The following is a 14,412-nucleotide window of genomic DNA, read 5'->3' as shown; positions in this document are numbered from 1 at the left end:
AGACTTGTTTAGCTGCTTATTGCTTAGCAGCTAAACACTTAACCAGTTAAAAAATTGATTAGCCAAAAGATTAACCAGCAAAACAAGCGACCTCGTATGAGGTTTACTTATTGGTTAATAACGGTCTTGTATCGCTTTGCTTATCCAGATCTGAGGTTAACTATAAATAGGTTTATTGAGTTTTATCAAATGCCGTTATATTGGGTTCTCCCAACACAACTTGGTCCCTACCCTGATGCTTAGCTTGATATAATGCATTATCAGCACGCTCAAAAGCGAGATCAGCATCATCAGATTTACAAAATGATGTATAACCGATTGAGACAGTGATCGATAGCTGATCATTTTTAAATTTAAAGGGAATATTCTTAATTTGTTCTCGTAATTTATTTAATACATAAGCAGATTGTTGTTCGGTAATTTCGGGTAGTAATAGTGCAAACTCTTCGCCACCAAAACGGGCAATATAGTCATTTTTTCGAATTGATTTTTGTAACGTTTGTGCAATAACATGAAGCACTTTATCACCCGCTAAATGACCAAAATTATCATTAATTTCTTTAAAATTATCAATATCAATAATCGCAATATTAAGACGTTTTTGGTAGGTTTTAAAACGCAGCATTTCTATTTCTAGTCGTTCACTCCAAGCTGCTCGATTAGGAATTTTTGTTAAAAAATCCACATGTAATTGTTTATTTTGCTGCTTAAGTGTTTTTTGATAACTCTGTGTTTCATTTTGTAATTTTTTAATTTGTCTCACCATACTTTGAAATTTATGTCGGAACTTTTGCTCCTTCTTTTTTTCTTGTGCGGTAATAACATGCTGTACTTCACTCACATAGTTTTTAATGTGTGCACGTAAATGTTCTAAATCTTGTATCTCTTCACTTTGTTGTTTTAATAGTTGAGCATTTGACTCAATGGAGATAAAAGTTTCTTTTTGTTGAACAAACCCTGCCTCAGTACTACTTAATGTCCTACTAAAGTTTGAATAAAACTCACTTAAATTATCATTTAACATATACAAAAAATGCCGAGAAGCAGTTCGCTCTTCACGTGTACTTTTAATAATCAGTTTAATCACTTGTAAACAATGATATGGCAGTTGGAAATGATCATCTTCATTACAAATCTTAATTCTAAGTTTTTCCAGGTCTTTAACGTAAGACTCATCTATATCCAATTCAAGGATCACTTGTTGTAGCTCTTTGTTGATAAAGGCGACATCATTTTTATTATCACAATCAGATTGCATAGAGCATTGACTCAATTCAATCACTGCACTTTGATAAATTTTGATCAAGTCATTTAACTCAACCTGATGTTCAACAACACTATAGGCAGTGTTATTTTGCATATCATTAAGTTTCTTTTTAATTGAATTTGATAACGAGGTAACTTGCTGCAATTGTCGCATTGAATGGCGTGTAATGAATCGACCTTCAGATAATTTTTCTTCTAAAGTATTGGGAACCAACGATAGCTGCTTATTACATTCATTAAAAAGAGTACTACGATCTTCATCGTTGGAGATAACTTGAAAATTCTTTAAAAATGTATACTGATAATTATCAAACGTTTTGTCCTGTCGAAAATGACGCTTGAATAACTGTTGAAACAGTTGCAGTAGTGCTACCGATGAAGCCATGAATTTAAGTCCTTTAAATTACTGATTCAATTATTATTTATTAATTGAATATTCAAAAACAGTATAGCTAAATAGTCAATTTTTAATTATGTTATTTGTTGAAAACATATGATTAAAAGGGAAAAAGTAGACAAGGCTATAATATTTGAGAATTATCTTATAAAGTTGACATATATTATATATAGTCAAGCTAAAAACTTAATTACATCAATAATTTAATTGCATCATCAACTTAAATTTAAGCTATTTTCGATACTGCCAAATATTAAAAAATTTAAGATAATTATTATTAGTTATTTTTTGATTAGATTACTATGATAAAAATCATTATATAAAACCATATTAGCTAAATTGATAGCGATCTAAATTGACAGTTATCTAAATTAACAGTAATGCTTAATCATCACAAACATCAGCGTTTTATATTATTAATATTGCTAAAAGAAAATAAGAGCAATTTATATCGCTCACTCTCTTTCAACTTAAAGAATTGACATTATGACAATATATTTTATTCAAGCAGCTCTGTATCTTCTCGTCGCGGTAATATGCGTACTCTTAGCAAAAAGATATGGATTGGGATCGGTACTTGGTTATCTCAGTGCAGGAGTAATCATAGGCCCCATTACAGGTTTAGCAGGCGAAGAGACAAATACTATCCAGCATTTTGCTGAATTTGGTGTCGTGATGATGCTCTTTATCGTCGGGTTGGAGCTTTCACCAAAAGCGTTATGGAATATGAAAAGTCGGCTGATTGGTTTAGGGGGATTACAAATTGGTCTTACAACCCTCATTATCACCTCACTCGGCATTGCATTTGACTTTCCATGGCAACCTTCTTTGGTAGTTGCCCTTATCTTTTCATTATCATCAACTGCGATTGTTATGCAAAGTTTCGCAGAGAAATCACTGAATAAAACCGACGGCGGACAAGCAGCATTTTCTATTTTATTATCTCAAGATATTGCAGTTATCCCGATGCTGGCGGTTATTCCGTTATTAGCTATTCCCGCTTATTTTGGCATGCCAGAAACCATTTCATTAGTCTCAGACCATGGAGCTATCTCGTTAGTTGAACACTTATCGGGTTGGCAGTATGCTGGCGTCATTATTATTGCCATTGCTCTAATTGTGGGTGCTGGACATTATATTTCGAAACCTTTATTTACATTGGTTGCCAAATCGGGACTTCGAGAACTGTATACAGCCACCGCTTTATTATTGGTTATATCGATTTCCGCATTAATGAGTGTGGTTGGTTTATCTCCGGCACTGGGTACCTTTTTAGCAGGCGTTGTACTAGCTAACAGCGAATTTCGTCATGAATTAGAAAGTAATATTCAGCCTTTTAAGGGATTATTACTGGGGTTATTTTTTATCACCGTGGGCGCAGGTATTAGTTTCGCAGTGATTACCGAACATTTTTTATTAATTAGTAGTTTGACCATAGCAGTGATTGCTATAAAAGCCGCTGTGTTACTTAGTTTGGCAATTATTTTTAAAATTAAAAACTCCGATGGTTGGTTATTAACCCTGAGTCTAGCGCAAGCCGGAGAGTTTGGATTTGTAGTACTAAGTTTCTCATCACAAAGCCAAGCATTACCCCCTGAATGGGTTGCTATTCTTTCACCCGTTATCACACTATCAATGTTTTTAACTCCACTGCTATTTATTTTCTATGACAAAGTGGTCACTAAAAAATATGTTGCGACACAGCAGAAAAAACCAGCTGATAACATTGATAAAAAAGGACAAGTTGTTATTGCAGGGATCGGTCGTTTTGGACAAGTTATTAATCGCTTACTCATGGCTAATGGCTTTGAAACAACAGTGATTGATCAATCAACAGATATGATTGACCGTGTAAGAAAAATTGATATACATGCTTATTATGGTGATGCGACAGATTCTAGCTTACTTAATACGGCAGGCCTTGAAGAAGCATCGTTATTAGTGATTGCAATTGATGGACCAGAAAACATACTACATTTAGTCAAACACGTTAAACAATTTCATCCACACTTATCTATTGTTGCTCGAGCCTATGACCGTGGTCATGGTTATCTTTTAGAAGCAGCAGGTGCAGATCACGTGTTTATAGAGTCCTACTTTACCGCATTAGAAATGAGTAAGAGATCATTACAAGTGTTGGGCTTTGATGAAAAGAAAGCGGAAAAGGCTAAATCGCTTTATTATCAAACGGAACTAGATCATCATGAAGATTTGCGTAAAGCTTGGAATGATGCGGGCAAAGAAAGTTATCTATTTAACAACTATATTGAGTTGTTTGTATCATTAGAACAAGAGATGAGATTAGCAATGAAAGAACATATTAATGATGAAAAAGAGTAATCTCAACTAACCCAAACACTTCAATCCGTCAGTAGCCTAGTCTAAATTAAACTTAGGCTACTGACTGATTAGTGACAGGCTCTATTGTTATATTAACTTTAATCGCCGAGATCACTTTAGTTAGATATTTTCTCAAAAAGTTGAGCTAATTGCGTTTTTAATTGCTCAACTTCTTTCTCTAACAACACCACTCGAGATTCGAGTTTATCTTGTTCTGCAACATTTTCTGCCGGTAAATTATTCTGTAATGATTGTGTGCCCTGCTGTATATCAAGATCATCGTGTTGATGCTCATGATCAGAAAAGAGATGCATATACCTCGATTCTCTTTTCCCTGCTTCTCTCGGTAATTTTTGTACTTTAGGTTGCTCATTTAATACTAGTAATTGTTCAAGCGCTGCTTCAACTTCACTGACGTTATCAAACTCAGCCAAACGTTGCGTTCTGGTGCGCAGTTCTCCTGGTGTCTGAGGACCACGAAGAAATAACACGCAAAGTATTGCCTTTTGTTGGTCTGTTAATTGTAAATTACCAAAGGTAGTATTGCAGAAGCGATGCTTGTATTTATTGACACGCCCATGTGCTCCGCTATCTACCATTAATTGATTTAGTTCTATTAATTCATCAACAACATTTTGTACTTCTGTTTCAGAAAGAGTTAAAACAGGATCTCGGTTACTCTTTTGGTTACAGCCATTAGTTAATGAGTTTAACGACAATGGATATTGTTCCGGTGTGGTTTTCTCCTTTTCAAGCATCACTCCAATAACGCGGATTTGCAAAGCAGTTAATGTCACCATCTACTCGGGTTCCTTAAGTGTTAAATTTTAAGATATGAAGTTGCTGCTAATAATAGTGGGAAATAGCATGGCAACAATTCATGTTTGACCATTACTTGGAATAATGTCCCCAAGTTATTAAAATGCATAGCATTATTATATAAAAGAATTTATTAATGATGAGTAAATAACATTTTTAAAGTGGTCTTTCGTTTTAATGAATATTTGAAAGTAACTAAGTTATTATTTCAACGATAGTAATCGATAAATAGAACAAGAAATCACAAGGGATAAACTTACGATTTCTTCTACTTTTAAACATTATTCGGCTATTCCATAACAAAACCATTTAACAGATCATCAACCTCATTCCTGTATTTTTCCACTAAACTCGCGCCGGTAAAGGTGACATATTGGGTAGAACCGGAAGTATCTGAGTAATAATAGCCAAGGTATTGAAAGTCAATGCCTTTCATGGTGCCAACCATTTCCATATAAATCATTTTTTTGCCATTAACAATACGATATTCTTTTTTGATCACTTTGGTATTAGGAGCGACATCTTTAGCGTTATCTAACGCTATTTCAGTTAATTCTTTAGTATTAATTTGAATCCGTTCAGTGATCACTCTTGCATACAAATCCCCTGCTTTAAGGGTTAAGCTGTATTCGATAGCAGCATCATCGTTTGAACTTTTTTCAAAAGTCCATTTTTTACTGTTAATTGCAAAGGTGGCATTATTTTTTTTACTTTTTAAAACAAAATTTGAAGTCTTAGGTGTATTAAATACCCCAGGATTGATCTCTATTTCGAGTTCTTCAGTTACATTATCCTGTTCATAAAACCAAGTTCCATCGTCATTCAAAATAACCACATCACCTTCTTCCGTCACCCCTTTTTGGGCGGCAGAAACATGAAGAGAGAAAAAACATAATAGTAATGGAATATAAAGTTTCATAATCGGCCTTTAACTTAGCAAATGATTAGAGTAAACAAACGGGCAGTAAAGTGTATAAAATATAGCTATTTATTGATAACGATATCAATCTAATATTTTAAATCAATATATTACTCACAATCCCACCTGTATTAATAACTTAGGTACAGCCAAGGTCACAATTTACGGGTTAGTCCAACTGTAATGATTCTAAAAAATGCCATTAAATAGAGATGAATTTTACAAGAAAAAGTAATGTAACTTAAAAACAACACTGAAATATAAGATATCTTTTACTATTGCCTTACTGTGAACTTAAAGTCATACGACAAATTATCAAAAAATAATACTTAAATTATGTTCAATAGTTGACATATTTAATGGATACTCAATAGAATGATTAAGTAGCGTATTCATGATGTTGAGAACAATACCTTAAACAAGCGATGACTGCTCTGCATATCAATATTTTAAAGTCCCCCCTATAACATAAGTGAAGGTAGATGATGATGAAGAAAATATTACTCGCCATTACGGCAACTGCAATGATTATCCCCGCTGTATTTGCAAATGATTTTGAAAAAACAGAAGACGCAATCAAATATCGTCAAGCTGCCTATGGATTAATTTCATTTAACTTTGGTGAAATGGGTGCGATGTTAAAAGGTGAGAAGCCTTTTGATCAAGACCAATTCAACATACGTGCTGAAAATGTGGCTGTACTATCTAAATTGCCACATGAAGCTTTTGTTGATGGTTCAGATAAAGGAGATACGGCGGCACTTGCTGAAATTTGGCAGGATAAGGCAGATTTTGATAGTAAAATGAATACTTTTAAAGATAATGCAGCAGCTTTAGCCATCGCCGCTAAATCTAATGACAAAAATGCCATCAAAGCAGCTTTTGTTGATACAGGTAAAAGTTGTAAAGGCTGCCACAAAGTTTACAAAGAAGATTAAGGTAAGATTTACAAGCTATGCACTTATTATTTGAATCTAAGTCATACAAAAAATATCAAAATACCCATTAAGTATTTACTTAATGGGTATTTAATAAGGCTTGGATTCAGGTCATAAAAAACTCACCACAGGCGCTAATAAATAAAACCACACCAATGTAAAAATAATCGCAACAATGACCAATGCAACTAGTTGAGAACGCAGTTTAGGAGCATCTGTACTATCTGTTAAATCTTTATCGCTAGCATTTTTTTTATGTCCACTGAGCTCTTTGTACCCTGTAAACATTGCATTAATTAAATTTTCACCTTTCAGAAAATGCACTACTACAGCAAGAATATGCACCGCTGCCATCGCAATGATGATATTAAAATTGTTCTTATGTACCCAAGTTAACCAATTAGCAGTATCAGAAGAGACTAAAGATACCAAGGGACCTTCTGTAAAAATTTCATCCGTAGCAAATAAACCAGTGCCTAGCTGTAGAGCAATCAAACTGAGCAACACCACCACCATATAACCACCTAAAGGGTTGTGCCCAAGCATCTTTGGTTTTGGTTCTTTTAATGTGTAACTAATAACTTGTTTTGGCGATACGATAAACTGTTTGAATAAAGCGGTTTCACTTCCCCAAAATCCCCATATCAATCTAAAAAGAATTAAAGTCATTAATAAATAGGCGCAAATTTGATGCCATTGCATCTCACCATTTTCAGCAGTCCACCAAAGACCCACTAATAATAAAACCATTGCCCAATGGAAAAAACGTGTTGAAAAATCCCACACCTTTATTTTTTTATTATTTAAATTCATCTGTCACCCATTTAGTAAAAAAGTAAATTTATCAATACTGAGAAGTTACGTCGAAGTCATTGTATATACCCATTACCAATCGGGATGCTTTATTCAGTCGTTAGCTCGAATAGTGAAGCAACCATCTTAGTTACTAGAAAGTATCGATTGAGCTAGTTAGATCGATACTTTCTACCTAGAGGTTACTCACCTTAAACTTTCTGAACTTTGCATCTTGAATAGTAGCGAGTATAGTTTGTAGTCAGTTTATCAGAGCAGGATTATAATTCATCAACATTAACATTGATGGTGGCATCGTTTTTAATTCATTCCCAAAAGACCTTAAGGTGCAAATTTACGCTTCAGCTTATCAAGCATTAAGATCATACCCAGTTTAATAAATCGCCAACTATTAATGAGTTTTGAAGCCCCGTGCTGGGTAGGATAATGTTGATCTAAAAAAGTGATTATATGATGACGGCCGAACATAACAGCCCAATCTCTTACATTCATGTTGGTTTTATTTTTAAGGCTGATGTCTGCTCCAAACTCTAAAAGAAGCAATAATGTTTCAATATCTCCTTTGTAGGCGGCGCCCATCAAAACTGTATTCCCCATACTATCAGTAGAATTAACATCTGCTCCGGAACGCAAAAGAGCTTCACAAAAATCTTTTTCACCATTGTAAACAGATAACATTAGAGCTGAATAACCACGACCGTTGGTCGCATTAAGATCCAAAGAATTATCTCGCATTAAAAGATCTGCATAACCTCTTAAATCACCTATTCTAGCAAAATCAAAAATAGTCGACTCGGTACGATAGGTTTCTTTGTATGCTTTCCAGGTTTTCATTTTTTCCTTTATTCAATTAATAAGAAAATTGAATAACCGAGCAGACCCGTCACCACAAAATTAGGCCTGCAACAGTTAATTCACTTTTATTGTTTGTTACAACTATAAATCTTTGTATATAAACAACTTATTAAGAAGTAAATCACTTAAAAGTAAATTTTTTACAAGTCAATACTTTTCAAATCAATGTCTAATGCGTTAGCAACACCTTGACCATAAGCAGGGTCTGCTTTGTAACAATTTGCAATATGACGGTGTTTAACTTCAATTAAAGCAGGACCAATACTTCTTGCTGTATTTTCAAATAATACTTGTTGTTGTTGCGCAGTCATTAAATTGAACAACTTACCGGGTTGGCTATAATAATCGCTGTCATCTTCTCGGAAATCCCAATTATAAGCATCACCATTAATCGCTAACTTAGGTTCTTTTTGATCTTCCTGCTGCTGCCATAATCCTAAATTGTTAGGCTCATAAGCTTTGGTACTGCCATAGTTACCATCAACACGCATTGCGCCATCACGATGATATGAATTAACTGGACAACGAGGTTGATTGACTGGAATATGCATGTGATTAACACCTAGACGATAACGTTGCGCATCACCATATGAAAATAAACGTCCCTGTAACATTTTATCTGGTGAATAACTGATGCCAGGTACAAAGTTGGCAGGGTTAAATGCTGCTTGCTCGACTTCAGCAAAATAATTATCAGGATTACGATTAAGCTCCATCACACCTACATCAATTAACGGATAATCATGGTGTGGCCATACTTTAGTAAGATCAAAAGGATGTACTTGATAGGTATCTGCTTCTTTCTCTGGCATTATTTGAACTTTGACGTTCCATTTAGGAAAATCACCTTGTTCTATTGCTTCGTATAAATCTTGTTGATGACTTTCACGGTTTTTTCCAACTAATGCTTCCGCTTCTTGGTCAGTTAAATTTTTAATACCCTGTTGTGTCTGTAAATGAAACTTAACCCAGAAACGTTCGTTATCTGCATTAATAAAACTAAATGTATGGCTACCAAAACCATGCATATGACGATAACTACTCGGGATACCACGGTCACTCATGACAACAGTCACTTGATGAAGTGCTTCAGGCAATAAAGACCAAAAATCCCAGTTGGTATTGGCATTACGAAGATTGGTACGAGGATCCCTTTTTACTGCATGGTTTAAATCAGGAAATTTCAATGGATCACGTAAAAAGAAAACCGGCGTATTATTACCGACTAGATCCCAATTGCCTTCTTGTGTATAAAACTTGATCGCAAAACCGCGAATATCGCGTTCGGCATCAGCTGCACCACGTTCACCCGCTACGGTTGAAAATCGAATAAAAAGATCAGTTTGTTGACCGACTTCAGAGAAAATATTTGCTTTTGTATATTGCGTTATATCGTGTGTCACAGTAAACGTGCCATAGGCACCAGAGCCCTTTGCATGCATACGTCTTTCAGGAATCACTTCTCTATCAAAGTGCGCTAATTTCTCTAAGAACCAGAGGTCTTGTAATAACATTGGCCCGCGTGGACCAGCCGTTTGTGCATTTTGATTATCTGCAACGGGGGCACCATTTGTCATCGTTAATTTATGCTTATTGGTCATGATTATCTCCATTTATTAGATTTAATAGATTAATAGTTAATGATTAAATTTAGCGTAAAAAATCAACTTCTTGTTGATGAAGACAATCCACTTTAACCATTACCTTTCTGGAAAGGTATTAATTGAATATACCTCTCTAGAAAGGTATTGTACAAACAAATATAGGGAATTTTATGCCACATACACAATTACAGTTCGATAATTTTATTCGCTTGATGGAAAAAAATTGGTCAAATGCCTTTCAAGGCCTTTATTTACTTTTTCCTCGGGTAGAAAGGATCGCAAAAAACATTGATAGTCATATTTGTAAGTCAATGAGTGAGCGCGGTTTATTAACGAGTGATTTTCATTTAATTACCGCAATCAGGCGCAGTAAAAGTAGCCCTCCTTATGAATTAAAACCCTCTGAATTATGTAACTACATGTTATTTAGCTGGGGTGGTTTAACTAAAGCAATGAAAAGATTAGAGTCCAAAGGGATCATAACGCGCATTAATTGTGACGATGACAAGCGTATTTGTATGATTCGATTGACCGAGCAAGGGCTTGATATAGTTGACCAATCAGTAATGGAATTACAAAATATACAGCAACAGTTATTAACCGGATTCACAGCTGAAGAAATAGCATTGTTAGATAAACTACTTGCTAAATTATTGAATAATATAGAGTCACGACAGCTACCATAAAAACACACTGATTGATAAACTATGCGAATACTTTAATCAGTAAATAATAACGATTCCTCACTTACTATTACTTATAAACATCAGGAACAAGATGAATAAACCCTTAGAAAAACAGCTTACTGCATGGTTAAAAAAACAAAAGAATGCCTGCGGTTTTTTCCTAAATTTGACCGTATTGTTTGGTCTATTAACTGGCTTTTCACTGATTTTACAAGCTTACCTGATCTCTACCATTTTGCATGGGATCATTATTAACGACTTACCCAAGTCTGCATTCAGTACGGAGTTTTTATGTCTATTAGTATTAATTCCAATACGAGCCTTGTTAGCTTTTGCCCGTGAGCGTTGCAGCTTTGAAGCGGGTAAGCGATTGCGTTTACAGATCCGTGCTGCTGTTTTAGATAAAATAAGTGAATTAGGTCCTGCATTTGTCAAAGGTAAACCTGCCGGCAGTTGGGCAAGTATAGTGCTTGAACAGGTTGAAGATTTACATGACTTTTACGCCCGTTACTTACCACAAATGTTACTCGCTGGGTTTATCCCTTTGACCATTTTAGTGGTTGTATTTCCTTTAAACTGGGCAGCAGGTTTGATCTTATTTTGTACAGCACCTTTAATTCCTATTTTTATGATTCTAGTGGGGACTGGGGCTGCCGATGCAAACCGTAAAAACTTTAAAGCATTATCACAATTAAGTGGTCATTTTATGGACCGTCTAAAAGGATTAAATACGTTAAAGTTGTTTAATAGGGGTAATGCTGAGGGTAAAGAGATAGAAGCGGCATCTGAAACCTTTCGTAAAAAAACCATGGCAGTATTACGCTTGGCTTTTTTAAGTTCAGCGGTGTTAGAGTTTTTTGCAGCCGTTTCAATTGCAGTGTTAGCAATCTATTTTGGCTTCAGCTTTTTAGGTGAACTCGATTTTGGTGACTATAACGCAGGCGTAAGTTTATTTATAGGTATGTTTGTATTAATGCTTGCGCCAGAATTCTACCAACCTCTTCGTGACATGGGCACACATTACCATGCTAAGGCCCAAGCAATTGGCGCTGCAGAAGAATTAAAGGCACTTCTTGAATATCAAGTTGAGGTGGATAACAGCAATACATTCACAACCGACAACGAACACGGTGATGTTAAGCAAAATATAGTAACACAACCACACAATAATGTGGGGGCTAAGACAGTCAATAGCCAACAAGGCATTACATTAATTGCCTCTGATTTAATTGTTAAAAGCCACTCTGGCGCTACCTTAGTTGGCCCCATCTCATTTGAACTCGAAGCAGGTCAACATATCGCAGTGGTTGGACCTAGCGGCGCAGGTAAAAGTAGTTTGCTGAATGCTTTACTTGGTTTTTTACCTTACCAAGGTTCGCTCACAGTCAATGGCATTGAGTTAACTCTTTTATCTGTCAAAAATTGGCGCTCAAATCTCGCTTGGCTTGGTCAAGAGCCTCTACTATTTCACGGTAGTGTACGTGATAATGTTGCTTTAGCAGATCCTAATATGAGTGATGACAAGATAAAAACACTGCTATCAAAAGCTAAAATACTCGATTTCGTTGAACAACAACCATTAGGTTTAAATTACCCTATTGGTGAACAAATGGCTGGTGTTTCCGTGGGTCAAGCGCAACGAATTGCCTTAGCACGTGCTTTAGGTCAAAAAGCTTCTCTATTCTTACTTGATGAACCAACTGCTAGTCTAGATAGGCCTAGCGAAAATGCTGTACTTGCTTCTCTAGCCAAAGCCATGCAAGGAGTAAGTTGTTTGATGGTGACCCATCGTATAGATCAACTAACTAAAATGGATACTATATTGGTACTTGATAAAGGCAAAATTGTGCAACAAGGTAATATTGATTTATTGACTCATGAAAATGGATTGTTTAAACAAATGCAAAGTGATCAATCTGAATTTATAACGGAAAATGAGAAGGAGCAAGACGTATGAAAACGTTACTTCCTTTTATAAAATTATTCAAACATCAGTGGTTTATGATGTCGATTGGCTTGCTATTGAGTATTACTTCTTTGATGGCAGGTATCGGTTTATTATCTCTATCAGGTTGGTTTTTGTCCGCCTCGGCGGTAGCAGGTTTAACATTACTCGCTACGCAAACGTTTAACTATTTAACTCCTAGTGGCGGAGTTCGCTTTCTTTCTATAGCGAGAACAGCAAGCCGCTATGGTGAGCGATTAGCCACCCATGAAGCAACTTTCAAGTTATTGACTCAACTTAGGGTTTGGGCTTGGAAAAAAGTGATGCCACTTAGTGCCAGAAATATGCAGGGGTTACGACAAGGTGAGTTGTTAAATCGCTTAGTCGCTGATATAGATACACTAGACCACCTTTACCTACGTTTAATAACGCCTCTATTTACAGCCCTATTGATGCTGCTTTGTTTATACTTTTTTGTTGCTTGGATAGACGCAGAACTAGCACTTTTAATCTGTGGTAGCTTATTATTAATCTGGTTAATATTACCTTGGTGTTTTTATTTTCTCGGACGAGCGCCAGGTATCAAACAACTACAAAGTAAGCGTCTATTACGCATTCAAATACTTGAATTTGTACAAGGTCTTGCGGAAATTTCATTATTTGGAGTAGAGCAGCGTTTTCGCGATAAATTAGCACAATCAGAAGCTGCATTATTGAATAGTCAACGTGCGATGGCTAATATAACTGCATTGAGTCAAGCAGCATTAATCTTATGCCATGGTTTTGTGATGTTAATGGTACTTTATGTGGCCGCTTCCGGTGTGGGCGAGCATCAACCTCCAGGCGCCATGTTAGCGATGGTAACGTTTATGGTATTAGCTTGTATTGAAATGTTAATGCCTATTGCCGGTGCTTTTCAACACCTTTCTTCCTGTGTTGATGCAGGCAAACGGGTTAATGACTTAGTGCAACAAACGCCTGATATCGTTTTTAATAATCAAAATACCAGTATTATCAATAAAGGTGCTTTGGATTTGAGAGATATTGTTTTTTCTTATCAAAATATGGATCACTGCACTGAAAAAAGCGCAGATAAAAAGGTAGATCAAGCTGTACTAAAAGGTATCTCACTAACCATTAATGCCGGCGAAAAAATCGCATTACTAGGCCAAACGGGTTGTGGTAAATCAAGTCTATTAGCTTTGATCACACGTGAATGGGAAGCGAATTCAGGGCATCTATTGATCGATGGTGTCGATGTTAAACAATACAGCCAACAGGCTTTAAGCAGCGGCCTTTCAATAGTAAGTCAGCGTATTTATTTATTTACCGGTACCCTCAGAGAAAATTTAACGCTGGCACAAGCAGAGACCATTAAATTTGATACCTACAAACAGCAGGCTGAAGCGCAAATAAACAACGACAAACAGTTATTAGCAGTGCTTGAAAAAGTTGGCTTATCTGCATTAACACAGGGAGAGTCTCCACTTGATGCATGGATAGGTGAAGGTGGAAGACAACTATCTGGCGGCGAACAACGAAGAATTGGCGTTGCACGCGTGTTATTACGTAATGCACCATTGCTGTTACTGGATGAACCGACAGAAGGTTTAGACAAGCGTACAGAGCGAGAAATTTTATCGCTTTTATTTGAATTTGCTAAAGATAAAACACTATTAATGATCAGTCATCGACTAACAGCAATAGAAAAAATGGATCGAATATATTTAATGGAAGATGGCTTATTACGTATTTCTGGAAGACATAAAGAACTATTAGCAAATGATCAGTATTACGCCAGTCTGCACCAACAGTTAAACTAAAGCTTTG

The 14,412-nt window shown here is 35.8% G+C and carries 11 protein-coding genes; 5 read left to right on the top strand and 6 right to left on the bottom strand.

The window, feature by feature from the left end:
• Positions 1 to 172 precede the first annotated feature (172 nt).
• Positions 173 to 1,651, bottom strand: a complete 1,479-nt coding sequence (locus tag GQR44_RS03310; RefSeq protein ID WP_166369238.1) for a GGDEF domain-containing protein — start codon at positions 1,649 to 1,651, stop codon at positions 173 to 175.
• A 498-nt stretch (positions 1,652 to 2,149) separates the two neighbouring features.
• Between GQR44_RS03310 and GQR44_RS03305 the strand changes: the two genes are divergently transcribed.
• Positions 2,150 to 4,003, top strand: a complete 1,854-nt coding sequence (locus GQR44_RS03305; protein ID WP_166369236.1) for a cation:proton antiporter — start codon at positions 2,150 to 2,152, stop codon at positions 4,001 to 4,003.
• Positions 4,004 to 4,119: 116 nt separating this feature from the next.
• Here GQR44_RS03305 and GQR44_RS03300 read toward each other — a convergent pair whose 3' ends face one another.
• Entirely contained in the window at positions 4,120 to 4,803 is a 684-nt protein-coding gene (locus GQR44_RS03300; RefSeq protein WP_166369234.1) for a YceH family protein, read from the bottom strand.
• Positions 4,804 to 5,111: 308 nt separating this feature from the next.
• The gene (locus GQR44_RS03295; RefSeq protein ID WP_166369232.1) at positions 5,112 to 5,741 is read right to left on the bottom strand and encodes a hypothetical protein; all 630 of its coding nucleotides are present in this window, start codon (positions 5,739 to 5,741) and stop codon (positions 5,112 to 5,114) included.
• Positions 5,742 to 6,229: 488 nt separating this feature from the next.
• On the opposite strand from GQR44_RS03295, the gene GQR44_RS03290 reads away from it, so the two are divergent.
• Positions 6,230 to 6,679: a cytochrome c gene (locus tag GQR44_RS03290; protein ID WP_166369230.1), complete on the top strand. Its 450-nt coding sequence runs from the start codon at positions 6,230 to 6,232 to the stop codon at positions 6,677 to 6,679.
• A 111-nt stretch (positions 6,680 to 6,790) separates the two neighbouring features.
• On the opposite strand, the gene GQR44_RS03285 is transcribed toward GQR44_RS03290, so the two are convergent.
• The 3 genes from GQR44_RS03285 to GQR44_RS03275 form a co-directional block, all read right to left on the bottom strand.
• The gene (locus GQR44_RS03285; RefSeq protein WP_166369228.1) at positions 6,791 to 7,492 is read right to left on the bottom strand and encodes a cytochrome b/b6 domain-containing protein; all 702 of its coding nucleotides are present in this window, start codon (positions 7,490 to 7,492) and stop codon (positions 6,791 to 6,793) included.
• 321 nt (positions 7,493 to 7,813) lie between these two features.
• Positions 7,814 to 8,326 (bottom strand): ankyrin repeat domain-containing protein, encoded by a 513-nt coding sequence (locus GQR44_RS03280; protein ID WP_166369226.1) that lies wholly within the window; start codon positions 8,324 to 8,326, stop codon positions 7,814 to 7,816.
• Positions 8,327 to 8,487: 161 nt separating this feature from the next.
• Positions 8,488 to 9,948, bottom strand: a complete 1,461-nt coding sequence (locus GQR44_RS03275; protein WP_166369224.1) for a catalase — start codon at positions 9,946 to 9,948, stop codon at positions 8,488 to 8,490.
• A 173-nt stretch (positions 9,949 to 10,121) separates the two neighbouring features.
• Here GQR44_RS03275 and GQR44_RS03270 point away from each other — a divergent pair, with 173 nt between their 5' ends.
• From GQR44_RS03270 to cydC, 3 genes are all read left to right on the top strand, one after another.
• Positions 10,122 to 10,637 (top strand): hypothetical protein, encoded by a 516-nt coding sequence (locus GQR44_RS03270; protein ID WP_166369222.1) that lies wholly within the window; start codon positions 10,122 to 10,124, stop codon positions 10,635 to 10,637.
• A 91-nt stretch (positions 10,638 to 10,728) separates the two neighbouring features.
• Positions 10,729 to 12,594, top strand: coding sequence for a cysteine/glutathione ABC transporter permease/ATP-binding protein CydD (gene cydD, locus GQR44_RS03265; RefSeq protein WP_166369220.1), 1,866 nt, complete (start codon positions 10,729 to 10,731; stop codon positions 12,592 to 12,594).
• The gene (cydC, locus tag GQR44_RS03260; RefSeq protein WP_166369218.1) at positions 12,591 to 14,405 is read left to right on the top strand and encodes a cysteine/glutathione ABC transporter ATP-binding protein/permease CydC; all 1,815 of its coding nucleotides are present in this window, start codon (positions 12,591 to 12,593) and stop codon (positions 14,403 to 14,405) included. The genes cydD and cydC overlap by 4 nt, the downstream gene beginning before the upstream one ends.
• Positions 14,406 to 14,412 lie beyond the last annotated feature (7 nt).

It is taken from the genome of Psychromonas sp. SA13A (genome assembly GCF_011378715.1).
Classification (GTDB): Bacteria; Pseudomonadota; Gammaproteobacteria; order Enterobacterales; family Psychromonadaceae; genus Psychromonas.
Note: the sequence above shows the minus strand (reverse complement) of the source record. Positions and strands in the feature narration are given on the sequence as shown.

Excerpts from the sequence above, each read along its gene's own strand:
- GQR44_RS03285 (WP_166369228.1), bottom strand. The coding sequence starts at position 7,492 with ATGAATTTAAATAATAAAAAAATAAAGGTGTGGGATTTTTCAACACGT.
- GQR44_RS03295 (WP_166369232.1), bottom strand. The coding sequence starts at position 5,741 with ATGAAACTTTATATTCCATTACTATTATGTTTTTTCTCTCTTCATGTT.
- GQR44_RS03290 (WP_166369230.1), top strand. The coding sequence starts at position 6,230 with ATGAAGAAAATATTACTCGCCATTACGGCAACTGCAATGATTATCCCC.
- GQR44_RS03270 (WP_166369222.1), top strand. The coding sequence starts at position 10,122 with ATGCCACATACACAATTACAGTTCGATAATTTTATTCGCTTGATGGAA.
- GQR44_RS03275 (WP_166369224.1), bottom strand. The coding sequence starts at position 9,948 with ATGACCAATAAGCATAAATTAACGATGACAAATGGTGCCCCCGTTGCA.
- GQR44_RS03280 (WP_166369226.1), bottom strand. The coding sequence starts at position 8,326 with ATGAAAACCTGGAAAGCATACAAAGAAACCTATCGTACCGAGTCGACT.
- cydC (WP_166369218.1), top strand. The coding sequence starts at position 12,591 with ATGAAAACGTTACTTCCTTTTATAAAATTATTCAAACATCAGTGGTTT.
- GQR44_RS03305 (WP_166369236.1), top strand. The coding sequence starts at position 2,150 with ATGACAATATATTTTATTCAAGCAGCTCTGTATCTTCTCGTCGCGGTA.
- cydD (WP_166369220.1), top strand. The coding sequence starts at position 10,729 with ATGAATAAACCCTTAGAAAAACAGCTTACTGCATGGTTAAAAAAACAA.
- GQR44_RS03300 (WP_166369234.1), bottom strand. The coding sequence starts at position 4,803 with ATGGTGACATTAACTGCTTTGCAAATCCGCGTTATTGGAGTGATGCTT.
- GQR44_RS03310 (WP_166369238.1), bottom strand. The coding sequence starts at position 1,651 with ATGGCTTCATCGGTAGCACTACTGCAACTGTTTCAACAGTTATTCAAG.